The sequence below is a fragment of the Bacillus sp. MC1252 genome, from assembly GCF_056838025.1.
In genome coordinates this window covers 1,713,997-1,728,279 of record NZ_CM166369.1, presented here as the reverse complement: position 1 = coordinate 1,728,279, position 14,283 = coordinate 1,713,997, and the positions used below count along the sequence as shown (strand labels likewise).

The window sequence follows — 14,283 nt, the reverse complement described above, 5'->3', positions numbered from 1 at the left end:
CCAGGCCCGTTACTAGGCCTGGTTTTTATTTAGGAGAAAATTCAGTCATGTGATCTAGCGCGTGGGCAAGTGATGATGCCGTGCGAAATTCATGAAAAGGAAGCCCGAGCTGCACAGCTGTTTGAGCGATTTCTGGTCTGATCCCTGAAATGGTCGTCTCCACCCCAATTAACCGAAGTGACGTGACAAGATCAAACATTTGATGAGCCACCATTGTATCAATAATGACGACACCCGATAAATCAATGTACAAATGCTGAACACCTTTTTGCGAGCACTGTTTTAATGTATTTTCTAATATAATCTTTGCTCTCGCCGTGTCAATGTCACCTACTAAAGGCAATAATGCAATATGGCTTTTTAAGACGATGACGGGAGAGCTCAGCTCATAAATCATATCTCTTTGAGCAACGAGCTGTTTGGTTGTGTTTTTCACATATTGCTGGATGAACACATGGATTGAAATGTTAAACGCCTCTGATATTAAATCATACCAATAAAATATGCGATCGATATCAATATCACCTTGCCGCTGTTTAATAAACTCTTTTAAGTAATGAAGGACCACTCTTTGATTAGACATATATTCTCTGACGACATAATCTAATGGTGTGTTTAAATGTTTCGGATCACTTGCTAAGTCTTCCGACCACTTTTTAAACTCAGTATGTAAATACGTCTCGTCTTCAATAAGAGCACGTATAAAATGCTGATAATAATCTTGATTTTGCCGTTTAAGCTCTGCTATGATGCTCGAATCTGTTGAACGATAAATAGATTCTGGATCATCATCCTCAATTGATTCATACCATGTTTTAGTTAATTTCTCTGCATGTTGCATGAAAAAATCGTATAATGCACGGTTCTTGTCCATAAGCATATGTCCCTTCACATTTTCTTCTTGTCATTATAGATTGATTGTACCACTGAATCTTTTATCCCTGCTAGCTCGAATACGCTCTATCTGTAAACAAAAAAAGCCCCTCACGAAAGGAGCCTCTTCCCCAGTTTTATTTCACAATAAATAAAATTCTTTTTCCATCAGGATAGCCGCTTATTTGGTGTCCGACCCATGAGCCTGCTCCTCTATTATCTGATGGACTGACATATTGAACACTTGCACCCTTTCCTCCCTCAAGACAAACCGCCATCGGCCATTCATCCCGGTCAAAGCCAGGCTTTGTGGGAATTCCTTTTAACGATTCTTGCCTGCGGACATCTGCCCCGTTTCGGTCAATGGTACACACATCTGAATGCCCTTTTCGAATGGCTTCTTGAATATGACTGCCTGTTTCAGGATACCGTTCCTTTGGAAATTGAATGACATGATCATAACGATCTGCCCCTTTTGCCGCCTGATTCTCTCCAAATCCACTTAATAACACACCCATCCATATCACAAAGCATAGGACGACAGCAGTGAACCAGTCTCTCCTCATCTTCAAAAGCTTGTGACCCCCTCATACTTCTTCAGGTATGATCTTGACTTTAAGGAAATGAGTCATTTTTAATGTATGAGTGGTTAACGGATGACATGTGAAAAAAATGATGATTATGAGCCGCTTGATGAATCTCTCAGATTAGAAAAATAGAAAACCAGCAAATTCTGTTCAAAACAAAAAAGCTCGTCCCCTTTGAAGGAAACGAGCTTTATGCTCTATTTTTTATTGCGCTTTCGCATAGTTTACAAATTCAACAAAGGCAGCTGTAGCTTTTGGACCACCATTGATCGTTCCATTTGAATAGCCTGCGTTATGAACCCCGACGATTTGTTGGTTCTGATCGAGCATCGCAGAACCTGAATTTCCGCTAAACGTATCAATCGTATAGTATGCTAGATTCGTATCTTCTCTCGTCACAGGACCTGACATCTCCCACTGTGACACCTTGCCAGTCGACCTCATTTTATCTCCTGGATATCCAGAAATTTTAATCGTTGTTCCAGTCAGATTTGTCACCTGACGGATGGAGCGGTAACCGACCGTATTTCCGATGTTCGTATCTGTTTTAATGACGGCAAAATCATATTGGCTCGCACCTGTATTGATATATCCGCTTGGGACATAGAATTCAGTCATGTTTGCTGAGCCGTTCACGGCCGTACTATCATTCATGCCTGGATACACAGACCCTTTTGCACTATAGCTTCTCGATGCTGTATTGTACACGCAGTGTCCGTTTGTCAAAATTTTGTTGGGGGCAATGAGTGTACCAGTACAGCTGGACCCGCCAAATGTAATATAAGCAATCGAATTGTATGGCGCAACTCTTGTGTTCGCTACTTTTGTTCTACCATCGTCTCCAATGACTACTTTTGTTTGAAAGTCTTTTAAATATTTTGTTAGTGGTTTTACTTTTTCGCCAACAGTAGAAGAAAGATCATCCACTTTGTCAAAGGATGAGGGGGCTTTCGTATCATTGTGGAAATCACTTGAAGAGATTACCTTTCCATCAGAAGTCACCATATCATAATCAGACGTTAGTACTGAATCCGAGGCGGCATGAGCAAAACTAGGCACACTTAAAGCACCAAAAACGAGTAGAGAAGGGATTAACATTTTCACCTTTTTCATCATATTCCTCCTTTATGTCCTATATCAAAAATCATACGATTGTTTCATATTGGAGTAAATGAGAGAATATTCTTATTTTTTACAAAATATTTCATTTTTAAATTAGGTGTTTTGTATCTTCCCAACATTCATTCTATCTCTTTCTATGTAGAAAAAAACCGCCAAATTGGCGGTTTTCGCTGTTTGTTAGCTCCATACATCTTTTACATATCTATTGTCATTTGAAAGTGATGTCAGCCAATTTTCAGCTGTTTCTTTCGAGCACTGTTTCACGGCTTGATACAGATCGACAAGTGTAGCCTCTACATCTGGTGCCATGACTTTTCCATCCCCGCAAATATACAGATACGCACCTTGATCAAGTAATTCAATAAGCATGTCGCCATCCTCTTTCATCAAATGCTGGACATACACTTTTTGCTCATCATAACGAGAGTAAGCCCTGTGGATAGAGACAACTCCTTTTTGCTCTGCCAGCTGCATTTCCTCAAAATACAGATCATCTTCATGAGGGTGACGGCAGCCAAAGTAAAGATGGGCTTCACCAAGTTGTTTTCCTTCATGCTGCCACACTTCTCTTGCCTGAACAAACCCTCTAAATGGGGCAATTCCTGTTCCTGGTCCGATCATGATCATCGGTACTTCAGGTGAAGGCGGCAGCTGGAATCCTGCCTGCGCTTCATGCAGGAAGCAGGCCACTTCTCCTCCTTCTTGCAGATCACATAAATAGTTTGATGCGACCCCGGCGTATTCTCCGCGGCCACTCCACGCTTCGCCTTTCACAACTGCTACTGTGATACTGACCCTTTCTTCATCTACCTTTGGTGAGCTAGAAATCGAGTAATAACGCGGCTTCAAACCTGGTAAAAGCGCCAAAAAGTGTACAAAGGGCAGCTCACACGCTTCATATTGATCTAATAAATCCAGCATGGTCACTCGCTTCTTTAATATGGATTCTTGATAGGATTCACCAGCCATTTGTTCAAGTTCTATTCGGTGAGGCGGACATACTGTATATTTTGCAAGCTCTCTTAGCTGCGTACGTGTCGCAGGCTCTTGAAGCTCAATATGTGACGCGAGTAGTTCTCTGATTTGAACCGGCTGATCTAATGGTAAATGACTTGCCTCTTTTTCAGAAGAAAGCTTAATATGCTGCTGAGGATCTAGTTTAAAGCGATTGGTCACCCGCTGAACGAGTGCAACACTATTTTTCGGTACAATCCCGATATGATCCCCTTCTTTGTATTGTTTCCCTTCAGGCAATTTCAGTTCAATATGCCTTGTTTGCCGCGGGCTTTTTTCAGATTGTAATTCTGTATTTCTCAAGACAACAGCTGAAAAGGCACCATATGTTTTCGCCACAGGACGTTCCACTAGCTCATTCGTATAAGCAACTGATAAATTTGGCTTTTCCTGATTTTTCTCTTGGAAAGTGATATTAAATTCTTTTGAAAGCTCTTCGAAAACAGTCTTCTGGAATATTTCTTTATCTTCATCCATGTCACCGCCTGCATCGCCTTCGCCTAAATCAGCAACACGCTTCGCTCCTTTTCTTTCAAATGCCTCATCAATGAGACGTGGAATACGCTGATACGTACTCGCCCAATTTCGATCTCCACATCCAAAGACTGCAAATGTCACGTTTGATAAATCCTGCTCCTCATCCTGCGTCACCCAATCCACAAATTGTTTCGCATTGTCAGGCGCATGTCCGTTGTAGGAAGCCGTCACGATCAATACAGCGCCTGAATCTGGTAATTGGCGTGTATAGTCATCAAGTGGTGCAGTGGTTACGTCAAACCCTTTTGCTTTTCCGTCTTCAGCAAATTCGTTTGCCATTTGCTGCGCTGTGCCAAGATTTGATCCATACAAGACAAGCAGAGGTGTACCGTGACTGGCCACTTTTGACTCATCAGAAGCAGTGCTTTTTTTCAATTCCTCTTTCGGAGGTGCCATAAAGAATTGCTGCTTCCTTGGCCGCACTTTGATTTTAAAATCGTTTGGCTTAATCGTTAAAGATTCTTTAAAATCAAGTTCATATGATGTGTGATCAATCAATTCCAGATTGTGCAGAACCATAGCCAGAACCATAGTGGCTTCATGAAGTGCGAATTGCATACCAATACATGCACGCTGGCCGTTCCCAAAAGGCTTATAGGCATGCTGTGGGATGTTTTCAGGATGCATAAACCGCTCTGGTTTAAATTCTTCTGCATCCTGTCCCCAAACCGCTTGATCACGGTGTAATTTTGGAAGCAGCACCGTCACACTTTGATTTTTCTCAATCGGATATTCCCCTCCGATCACTGTGTCTTCTTTAGCGTAAAGTGAGAAAGAAGGGGCAGTCGGCCAAAGTCGAAGTGCCTCATTTAACACCATACGGGTGTAGCTTAGCTTTTGTACCTGCTTAAATGTCGGCAGCCCGCCTTGCAGCACATCATCTGCTTCTTGAACGGCTTTCTTTAATTTATCTGGATTCTTTAGTAGGAAATAAATCGCAAATGATAGCAGACCGCTTGTCGTTTCATGCCCCGCTATTAAGAAGGTAATAATCTGATAACGGATATTTTCATCTGACAGACGCTCACCTGTTTCAGGATCCGTTGCATGCAGCATTAGGGACAGCAAATCATCGCCCGTTTCATCTTGTTTTTTACGTTCTTTAATAATGTCATCTACTAACTGTTTCATGAAGTCGACATTATGCTCAAATTCTTTTCTTCTTTTGATCATTAACTTATCTGCAATCGGCCATCTCTTCGATTGGTCCATCGCTTCATTTAAGCCTTTCAGCATGCTTTCGATGAATGGATGCTGATTTTCTTTATAAAAGCTGTTAAATCGAAAATCAAAACCGCAAAGCCCGATCGTATCTAACGTAAGCTTTGTCATATCCTCTGCTACTTCAATTTCTTCATCAAGGCCTGATCTTTGCCATTTTTGCACAAGCTGCGTTGCAATATCGAGCATCATCTCGTGATAGCCCTTCATGGCCTGCTGGCTAAACGCCGGCATCAAGATTTGATGAGCTTTTCTCCAGTTTGGTTCTTCTGTCCAGCTCGTAAATAACCCATCCCCAGCAAATGCTCTTGCTTTATCGAGGCTAATCCCAATGTATTTATCAAAACGGCTCTCATCACATACTTCTTGAGCAAGCTCATGACTGGAAACAAAAACACTAGTTGTTTCTGAAAATTCAAATTGAAAGATCGGTCCAAGCTCATCTGCCAGCCGCCAAAAAGTTTGAGAAAGCTCTCCCTTTTTCAGTAGGGGAATATTTTTTAACGGTCCGTATGTTTTTGGTTTTGGAATGATTGATGTTTGTTGCATGTTCCCACTCCCTTTATTTCATTATGATGCAACGCTAATGGCGCGCCATAAACATTGCTCAATTTCCTCTAAAAATTCAATCGTTGGCTCTATTTCTTCTGCAAGGATCTGTTTATGAAGCTGTACAAAGGCGCCAAATACAATTGATAAAATGGTTCTACCAGAGAGATTTGGGTGAATCCCATCCTTCTTCCCTTCTTCAAAGATGTGAAATAGTTCATTTAATAAAAGCTGCATTTTCTCTTTGCTCGTCTCATCTAAGTAATGTGACCGTTTATCAATTTCTAAAAAATAAAGACCGCTTGGATTCTCCTTTGTAAACAAAACCAAGCAATAAAATACATGCTTGAAGTAAGCCCTAATACTTACCCTTGGATCTGGACTGTTTTTGTTCATTTTTTCGATAAATGCAGTGAGGCTGCGCTGGTACAAAATATTGACGAGTGCTTCTTTGCTATCGAAATACCGATAAATGGTACCTGCTCCGACGTTGGCTCTTTTTGAAATCATCGGCATCGTGGTGCCATCAAAGCCTCGTTCAATAAATAAGTCCAGTGAAGCCTTCATGATCTGCTCTTGTTTATCAGGAGCTGCTGGCATTTTATCCCCCTCCTCTCGCTTTAGTAATGAATGTTCATTCCGCATGGGGTATATTATATTAATATTTTAATTTCTTCTATTTATACTTAAACACACTTATTTTACCCCGTCACCACATTTTCTGAAAATAATAATAATTGAGAAATGATACCTAGTTACATTGCATCCAAAGGACTTATAAATATTGGCAGTTTTGTGACATACGGGTGTCCTCAGCACTATATATTCATTCCTGATCGATTGGAGAATGAATGTGATCATCATAGGCATCAATATATACCTCCCTTTACTTGCGTGGACGGCGTATCCTCATGTACCCATTACAACATCATGATAAGCTTTTTTGTTCGATTCAATGATTTCTTTAATGGAAAGCATTTTGACCTTCACTCCTTTCCTTTGTTCAGACTATATTATTAAAAAGGGAATTCAGAAATCGGTGATATTGCTGCCAGTTAATCTACAACAATTTGAGGTGGAACATGTGTAATGTTGATGAGTACAACATTTTAACAGGAGCTTGGATTGATGCGCTTGGTACAATCATTTCTGCAATTGCAGAAATCAGATCTTTAGCAGGAATGAATGAAATCAATAATAAACTTGTAGCAATCGGAGAAGGTCTGCAAGCAGTCGGATCTTTTGTTATAGCAATAGCGCCTGAGGAGAATTCTTATGCTTTTACTGGAAACTTAATTGATGGTGCTGGTGCATCAACAAGCTCATTAGCTGCTTATTTACAAGATGTGGAGGGTGAAAATTCAGATAATCTTCGTCTAGAGATACTTGGTGATTCCTTTCAATCGATTGGTGCCTCTATCGCTGCTACTGGAGATTATATCATTGGAGAGCAACTATTTGCTGTTGGTAATTCGATTCAAGCATTAGGTGCTGGTTTAGAAGCAATTGGTGGCGTTTATGAATTAAAAAACAAGGAAGAAGGAGCACAAATTCTATCCACTTTGGGGGCTATTTCACAGGCAATTGGTTCAAACTTTGTTGCCCTTCTCTTAACTGATGAGTTCATAGCCAGCAACATATGTCCATATAAAGAGACTTGGAGGGGCTAGAAATAGACCTATATATTGAGACTACTTGCGCTCGCCGCTTATTCCTCTTTAAGCCATTTCAACCTTCCCTGATCCATATATCAACACTTTTAATAATCTTTTTTTCTGCATATTTTCTGCACATAAGAAGAGAAAGGACTAAAACAAAGATTATTTTAGTCCCTCTGGCAACTATCTCAGCTCTTGTTTAGAAAGACTCTTTTTTACACTATGCATTTATTTCGTCATGATTCAATTGGGCTGCTTCATTTTGCTCAAATTGTGATCGCAGCTCAATAATTGAGCGTTTTCTCACATTCTCTGGTTCTTGCTCAAGCAGCCACGTATAAAATCTTGCTTGCTCCGCCGTTTGCAAAGCCTGCATATATTTTTGCGCGGAACGTTTCTCTGCAACGCGCTGCTTAATAGCACGCATCTGCTTCCAGAATTGATAATAAGGAAGCTTGAGCTTGGTCATAAAGCCTCTGTCATCCTCAATGACATATCCCTCTTCTTTAATCGAGTTATCATGAGATACTGCCTGATACCATTTATAAAAAGACGTCCAATCCTGGAACGCAGCCACTTTCTGCTTGGATGACATTCCAAGCTGTTCACTTAATCTTTTCACTTCAGCAAATGGTGCTTTTTCATAGCTCAGCTGCCGCTTCACAATATCAAGTAAAATAAGTTGATCTTGATCATATGTGATAATATGTGGATCTTTCTCTGGCAAAATGACTTCAAACACAAGAGATACATTGTTGTCACGTACGTATGATTTGATGTAGTCGACCTGCACATTGTCAAAGGTTGCAAAAAATAGCTCTTCGACCCAGGAAGCATGCGGATTTTGCTTCACATGTGATGTATACGATTTGGATGTAAACACCAATTCATCCTCCATTTCGTTATACCCAACAGTTCCTAAGTATCCATTTGCTTTATCATATACGGTGACAGGGAATTGTAGGTGATTCACTAAATGCTGCATTCTTGTCTCAGGACGCTCATCAATGTTAAAAAATTTATTATAGCTTCTAGAAACAATCTGCTTTGAAGCCATATTGACAAACAAACCTCTTGCCTTCACATTCACGTCGTCCCATTGCCGTTCACTAAAAGCCTTTTTTGTAAAATTAAAAGATGAAATGTGGTGCGGAAGCTTTAATTCCTGTACGTACTCATGCTGATCTAAATGAGCCAAAAAATCCTCCAGCGAAATATCTGGTTGAACAGAGACCGATTGTTTTTTCTCAGAGGCTCTATATACAGGATTGTCAATTTCATATGTCTCAATCCCGTCAGCTGTGATTTTCAGCACCCGCAGCTGTCCGCCAAATTCAACCTGACCTTCGAGGTTATAAGACCTATCTGCTGCTTGAATAGGCAGCCTGTATAAATTGCGATGTCCATGAATTTGAATGATATCTAATCCAGCTGTGTTTTGAACGAATAAGTGGTCAATGTCATCTGAATATTCCCCTACTCCGTGAATAAGCTGCTGGGTCGAGACATGCAGAAGCTCTTCTGGCAAATGAGCAAGCCCGCCATGGGTGACAAGATATGTCTGGCCATGGTACGTAAAATAAGTAAGCTGATGAAATGTTCTGACAAACTTTCTTACTTCTTTTAAATCAAAGTCCCCTGCTTCGATTTCAGGCGCAGTATGACGATTAAACATGTTGCTTCTTACTTTTTCGCCATGTGCAAACCGGTATAAATGCTGATCATGATTGCCTTCGATCACAATGACATTCCGGCATTCTCGATGTGCGAGCATCCATTCTAAAACTTCTTTGTTTTCTATTCCTCTATCAAGCAAATCACCTGCAAAGATGTAAAGTTCGTTTTCTTTGATGTCCCCTTGCAAATAGGTGTTAAGGGCTGTATGACAACCGTGAATATCACCGAAGACATGAATGGCCTCATATTGATCAAAGGATCGAGACTGATAGGTCATCACGTGCGGATATTCCTCTGGCTGCAAAACGGTCACCCACGACGGTACCTTTTCTGTTTTTAACCGTTCGTTCATTTGATACAAAACAGACTCCCTCACAACTTTGTGCGGTTCTCGTGAGCGATTTTGCAGGAGGGCTGTTTCAAGTGGCACTTGCGTGAAATCGACGACATACACCCTGTAACGATACGTAGTAGCTAACGACTTATATTGAGAAATCGACTTGCTTGTGACATGTGTCGCATCAATCACAGTAAAGTCTCCGCGTTCCATTCGGGCTGTGAGTAAATCAAATAATAAAGACCACACTTTATGATCATGCTTGCTCGTAATTTCCGGTTTCCCATTGACTGATAACTGCGGCGGCTGGGTCAACAAACGGATCTGATCAGCTGATAAAGTATATGGCTCTAAGCCTTGCTCTTTGATCCATGTTGATTTACCTACACCTGGGAGACCTCGTAAAAGGACTAAAGTTCTCATATTGGTTCTCCTTTAATGACTGATATTTTACCTATTATAGATAAATTATGGATAAATCTCAATCTTTTATTGATTATGGTAATATATAGATAGAGAAGGAGGTTTTACACATGTCTAATGGAGAGAATGTTGCATTCAACATTGGAGATATCATATTTCAAGTATTTCCTCTTCTATTCATCGCATTTATCGTAACAAGCATTGTCAGCGCATTTCGAATGATTAGAAAGAAACGAATGGAATTAAAGAAAGTCGAGGCTAGATTAAACCAAGTCATTGAAAAAAATCATTTAAAAGAGTAAAAAATCCGGAGATTAACCGGATTTTTTTGTTTTCATCACGATCCCTTGACGCTGCTGCATCAAAAAGAAAAAGACACCTAAAAGGACAAGCAGACCGCCTAACATTTGAAACAGTGTGACTTTCTCTCCAAGCAGCAATACAGCAAGTATCGTGGCCCCAACAGGTTCACCGAGAATACTCATTGAAATGGTTGTCGCATTGACATAGGTTAATAACCAATTGTTAATGACATGAGACATGGTGGGAATAATGGCGAGCAATAAAAAGATTCCCCATTCTTTTCCCGGATAGCCTGTAAAAGGAGTGTGCTGAAGCAGGTTGAAAAGAATTAAAAAAAGGCCGGCAAAACCAAATACACAAAAACTATAAATCCAATGAGATATTTTTCTCACAGCTTGTTGGCCTATTAATAAATAACAAACAACTGCAATCACACTTAAAAAGGATAAAATATCTCCTACAATTGCTTCCTGGCTATGCCCTATATCTCCCCACCCAATCATCAGTGCACCAACAATCGCCGCACACATCGTGAATATAGCAGACATCGTTGTTCGTTCACGGAAAATGAGAAATCCACCTAACAGGGACACCATCGGCTGAAGAGCGATGATAATCGTAGAACTTGCCACTGTGGTCAGCTTCAGTGAGCCAAACCACAACATAAAATGAAGTCCTAAAAAGAAGCCTGACATACATAATAAAAACCAGTCTCTACGCTTAATCGAGAGAAACTCTTTTTTCCGCGGCAGGATAAACGGAAGCATCAAAACAGCCGCCAAGATCATTCGATACATACTTAAAATAGCAGCAGGAGCACTTGACCATTTCACAATAATTGCAGAGAACGAAATGGCAATAATTGAAATTACAAGCGGCACTGCGATTGACTTCTTTGGAACAGTTGTAATTATTTCCATAAGCAGCTTCCTTTACATCAGCAGTAGATGAACTTCTCACCTTGTATGTCGTCATCTTACTATGTCCATTCACCTAGAGGCAAGATGATTTTTTAAAATGTTTGAAAGCTGTTTTCATATAAAAAAAGGCTCTCTTCACGAAAGCCCTCATTCATCATCTATTAATAGATAAACGGCCCGAACCGGACCATGAACCCCAACCACTAAATTCATTTCAATATCGGCAGAATTACTCGGGCCTGATATGAAATGAATGGCTCCTTTCGCCTGCTCTCCCTCCTCTACCAAGCAATTAAGAGCCGAGACGGCCTGAATCATCCGCGGAACAATCGAGCTTTTTTCTATACACACGATATACATCATCGGTAAAAAATGAAGCGCTCTTCCTTGACCTTGATGAGATGAAAGAACAACTGTGCCAGATTCTGCAAGTGTGTAATCACTGAACACAACCGCATATTTCGCTTGTTCTGCCTGCCTTATATTTTCATCCCTTGATGCATCTGCATCCCAGCTGGTGACCGAGATTCCTTCTTTTTGCAAGCAAGCAAACATAGGATTGAATCCATATTGCTCAAAACGTCTATCACGCGAGGTCATCACGGGACCCTCTCCATACTCTGTCATCAATAATCGTAATAGAGAGGGCGCTTCCTCCGGCGTTGTTTCTATCACTCTTGTATGAATTTGTTGACATTGCTTCTTCAATTGATCCACCAATTCTTCTTTAGACAGAAGTCCGTTTGTTTCCCACTGTACTTGATGCTTCCATCCCGGACGCTGAATAGATGTAGATGGAGAGGAGCCTTTGCCTAATTGCTGCTGGATATGAGCTAAAAACGAATCTCGATGAGAAATGGTTCCCTTCATGACCGTTCCTCCTTTTGTTTCTTTTTAAACCAATCCCGAAATCTTTCTTTACTTGGAGCTGGCAGGTCACGAATATCTGTCCAATTCTTTAAAGGACCCATTCCTTTTGAAATCCGTCCGTTTGAAGCCATACGATTCATCAAAACAGGTGCTGCTTTTGTTCCGAATTGATACATCCCGGGAGTCGATGCCCCCATTCCGAACATTTTCATCGCCATCATTTCAGCTTTAGGCGCTCTCCCCTCTTTCTCAACGATGACTTGTCTATGTTTAATTAATAGCTCATGAAGTGGAATCTTCACTGGACAAGCATCCGTGCAAGCTGCGCAAAGGCTTGACGCAAAGGGAAGCTCTTGATAGTCATCATAGCCGCCTAGAAGAGGTGAGAGAACAGCTCCAATCGGACCCGGATAAATCGATCCGTACGAATGTCCGCCAACATGCCGGTAAACCGGGCACACATTGATACAGGCTGCGCACCGGATGCATTGCAGAACAGGCTGAAAGGCTGTACCTAATATATTTGACCTTCCGTTATCAACAATGACCAAATGAAATTCTTCTGGCCCATCGACCTCTTCTTCTCCTTTTGGCCCCACGACAGAAATATAACTTGTTAATTTTTGGCCAACTGCGCTTCTGCACAAAAGACCAACAAGGACATCCAGCTCCTCCATTGTTGGAACAAGCCGCTCCATCCCCATGACAGCTATATGCGTCTTTGGTATGGCCGTGACAAGATCCGCATTCCCTTCATTTGTCACAAGACAAATGGAACCTGTGTTGGCCACAGCAAAATTACAGCCGGTCACGCCAATATCTGCTTCGAGGAATTTTTCTCGTAAGATTGCTCTCACAAAGCTCGTCATATCTTCAGGGGTTTCTGACATGTCATATCCAAGCTTTTCGTGAAACACGTCCCGTATTTGTTCTTTCGTCATATGAAGAGCAGGTGCCACGATATGTGAAGGCGGTTCATGATCATCTACTTGCAGAATATATTCGCCAAGATCGCTTTCGATCACCTCACAGCCGATCTCTTCAAGTGCTTGATTCATTTCAATTTCTTCAGTGACCATTGATTTTGATTTGACAATCTTTTGGGCCGCTTTTTTTTGTGCCACACCTTGAATATACGCTGATGCCTCTTCCTTTGTTTTCGCAAAAAAGACATGACCTCCGCGTTCACTCACACTTTCGCTTAATTGATATAAGTAGTCATCAAGGTGAGCAAGTGTATGTTGTCTGATTTCCTCGCCAAGTTCACGCCACTTTTCCCAATTGCCAAGCTCTTCGCTTGCAGTCATCCGCCTTTGATACAGGCGCTCTTGTGCCGAAGAAACAGCTCCTCTCATGACAGCGTCTTCTAAGCCTTCCCCGATTCGCTCTTTAAAGGCTTTCTCTCCAATTTTCATACTCATATGCCGTTCCCCTTCTTCGCATCAGCGGCTATTTAATACTTCTGCGATATGCATCACCTGGATTGGCTTTTCAAGGCGGTTCAATCTTCCGCCAATATTCAGCAGGCATCCACAGTCAGCACCAATGATATATTCAGCGCCTGTTTCCTCTATGCTTTGCACTTTTTCATCGACCATCTGCTCAGATATGGGTGTCATTTTTACTGAAAAGGTACCTCCAAATCCGCAGCAATTTTCTGCTCGGGGCAAAGGTTCTATCGTCAAATCTTTGACATTTGACAACAGTGTGAAAGGCGCTTCCATAATTCTTAGCAGTCTCGTCATATGGCAGGAGGTATGGTAGGTTGCTTTTCCTTTAAAACTCGCACCTACATCTGTTACGTGTAAAATATCTACAATAAATTCCGTTAATTCATATGTTTTCGCGGCAAGTGCCTCAGCCCGAGCTGTCCACTCTGGATCTTCTTTCAAAAGATGAGGATATTCTAGAAACATCGCCTTACAAGAACCTGATGGTGTCACGACATATTCAGCTGATTCAAAGGCTTTGATCATGTTTTTCGCTGCTTTGATTGTTTCTTTTGTATAGCCGCTGTTAAAGGCTGGCTGTCCGCAGCACACTTGTGCTTCTGGAAATTCCACTTCAACACCGAGCCGTTCTAACACCTCGACTGTCGCCTTTCCTACATTCGGCTGCATGGTGTCAATTAAACAGGTGACGAATAAACTGACTTTCATCGGCGAACTTCCCTTCTTTTGCTGCATTTTGAT

General features: G+C 41.3%; 12 protein-coding genes. 2 read left to right on the top strand and 10 right to left on the bottom strand.

The features are described 5' to 3' along the window. Positions 1-25: 25 nt before the first annotated feature. The 5 genes from ACYH0L_RS08645 to ACYH0L_RS08625 form a co-directional block, all read right to left on the bottom strand. A complete protein-coding gene (locus ACYH0L_RS08645; RefSeq protein ID WP_256499610.1) occupies positions 26-874 on the bottom strand; it encodes an STAS domain-containing protein in 849 nt (282 codons plus the stop codon). Positions 875-1,010: 136 nt separating this feature from the next. Further along, positions 1,011-1,391 (bottom strand): NucA/NucB deoxyribonuclease domain-containing protein, encoded by a 381-nt coding sequence (locus ACYH0L_RS08640; protein ID WP_230030533.1) that lies wholly within the window; start codon positions 1,389-1,391, stop codon positions 1,011-1,013. 273 nt (positions 1,392-1,664) lie between these two features. Further along, complete coding sequence (locus tag ACYH0L_RS08635; protein WP_099725722.1) at positions 1,665-2,573, bottom strand: trypsin-like serine peptidase; 909 nt, start codon at positions 2,571-2,573, stop codon at positions 1,665-1,667. A gap of 186 nt (positions 2,574-2,759) precedes the next feature. After that, a complete protein-coding gene (locus ACYH0L_RS08630; protein ID WP_482354461.1) occupies positions 2,760-5,903 on the bottom strand; it encodes a bifunctional cytochrome P450/NADPH--P450 reductase in 3,144 nt (1,047 codons plus the stop codon). A gap of 21 nt (positions 5,904-5,924) precedes the next feature. Then, positions 5,925-6,503, bottom strand: coding sequence for a TetR/AcrR family transcriptional regulator (locus ACYH0L_RS08625; protein ID WP_099725724.1), 579 nt, complete (start codon positions 6,501-6,503; stop codon positions 5,925-5,927). Between the two features lie 482 nt (positions 6,504-6,985). Between ACYH0L_RS08625 and ACYH0L_RS08620 the strand changes: the two genes are divergently transcribed. Further along, positions 6,986-7,573: a DUF6944 family repetitive protein gene (locus ACYH0L_RS08620; protein WP_099725725.1), complete on the top strand. Its 588-nt coding sequence runs from the start codon at positions 6,986-6,988 to the stop codon at positions 7,571-7,573. 208 nt (positions 7,574-7,781) lie between these two features. Here ACYH0L_RS08620 and ACYH0L_RS08615 read toward each other — a convergent pair whose 3' ends face one another. Beyond that, positions 7,782-9,998: an RNA ligase gene (locus ACYH0L_RS08615; RefSeq protein ID WP_482354460.1), complete on the bottom strand. Its 2,217-nt coding sequence runs from the start codon at positions 9,996-9,998 to the stop codon at positions 7,782-7,784. A 110-nt stretch (positions 9,999-10,108) separates the two neighbouring features. On the opposite strand from ACYH0L_RS08615, the gene ACYH0L_RS08610 reads away from it, so the two are divergent. Beyond that, positions 10,109-10,300 (top strand): hypothetical protein, encoded by a 192-nt coding sequence (locus ACYH0L_RS08610; RefSeq protein ID WP_327925234.1) that lies wholly within the window; start codon positions 10,109-10,111, stop codon positions 10,298-10,300. A gap of 12 nt (positions 10,301-10,312) precedes the next feature. Here the strand turns inward: ACYH0L_RS08610 and ACYH0L_RS08605 are convergent, their stop codons facing one another. The 4 genes from ACYH0L_RS08605 to ACYH0L_RS08590 all read right to left on the bottom strand — a co-directional run bounded on the left by ACYH0L_RS08605 (position 10,313) and on the right by ACYH0L_RS08590 (position 14,250). Further along, entirely contained in the window at positions 10,313-11,221 is a 909-nt protein-coding gene (locus ACYH0L_RS08605; RefSeq protein WP_230030202.1) for a DMT family transporter, read from the bottom strand. Positions 11,222-11,368: 147 nt separating this feature from the next. Further along, a complete protein-coding gene (locus tag ACYH0L_RS08600) occupies positions 11,369-12,091 on the bottom strand; it encodes a LutC/YkgG family protein (RefSeq protein WP_230030201.1) in 723 nt (240 codons plus the stop codon). Beyond that, positions 12,088-13,512: a LutB/LldF family L-lactate oxidation iron-sulfur protein gene (locus ACYH0L_RS08595; RefSeq protein WP_230030200.1), complete on the bottom strand. Its 1,425-nt coding sequence runs from the start codon at positions 13,510-13,512 to the stop codon at positions 12,088-12,090. The genes ACYH0L_RS08600 and ACYH0L_RS08595 overlap by 4 nt, the downstream gene beginning before the upstream one ends. A gap of 21 nt (positions 13,513-13,533) precedes the next feature. Further along, positions 13,534-14,250 carry a (Fe-S)-binding protein gene (locus ACYH0L_RS08590; protein WP_099725731.1) on the bottom strand — a complete coding sequence of 239 codons (717 nt, stop codon included), beginning with the start codon at positions 14,248-14,250 and terminating at the stop codon, positions 13,534-13,536. Positions 14,251-14,283: the final 33 nt, after the last annotated feature.

Coding starts and splice junctions, on each gene's coding strand:
- ACYH0L_RS08620 (WP_099725725.1), top strand. CDS start 6,986: ATGTGTAATGTTGATGAGTACAACATTTTAACAGGAGCTTGGATTGAT.
- ACYH0L_RS08645 (WP_256499610.1), bottom strand. CDS start 874: ATGGACAAGAACCGTGCATTATACGATTTTTTCATGCAACATGCAGAG.
- ACYH0L_RS08600 (WP_230030201.1), bottom strand. CDS start 12,091: ATGAAGGGAACCATTTCTCATCGAGATTCGTTTTTAGCTCATATCCAG.
- ACYH0L_RS08605 (WP_230030202.1), bottom strand. CDS start 11,221: ATGGAAATAATTACAACTGTTCCAAAGAAGTCAATCGCAGTGCCGCTT.
- ACYH0L_RS08640 (WP_230030533.1), bottom strand. CDS start 1,391: ATGGGTGTGTTATTAAGTGGATTTGGAGAGAATCAGGCGGCAAAAGGG.
- ACYH0L_RS08590 (WP_099725731.1), bottom strand. CDS start 14,250: ATGAAAGTCAGTTTATTCGTCACCTGTTTAATTGACACCATGCAGCCG.
- ACYH0L_RS08630 (WP_482354461.1), bottom strand. CDS start 5,903: ATGCAACAAACATCAATCATTCCAAAACCAAAAACATACGGACCGTTA.
- ACYH0L_RS08610 (WP_327925234.1), top strand. CDS start 10,109: ATGTCTAATGGAGAGAATGTTGCATTCAACATTGGAGATATCATATTT.
- ACYH0L_RS08615 (WP_482354460.1), bottom strand. CDS start 9,998: ATGAGAACTTTAGTCCTTTTACGAGGTCTCCCAGGTGTAGGTAAATCA.
- ACYH0L_RS08635 (WP_099725722.1), bottom strand. CDS start 2,573: ATGAAAAAGGTGAAAATGTTAATCCCTTCTCTACTCGTTTTTGGTGCT.
- ACYH0L_RS08595 (WP_230030200.1), bottom strand. CDS start 13,512: ATGAGTATGAAAATTGGAGAGAAAGCCTTTAAAGAGCGAATCGGGGAA.
- ACYH0L_RS08625 (WP_099725724.1), bottom strand. CDS start 6,503: ATGCCAGCAGCTCCTGATAAACAAGAGCAGATCATGAAGGCTTCACTG.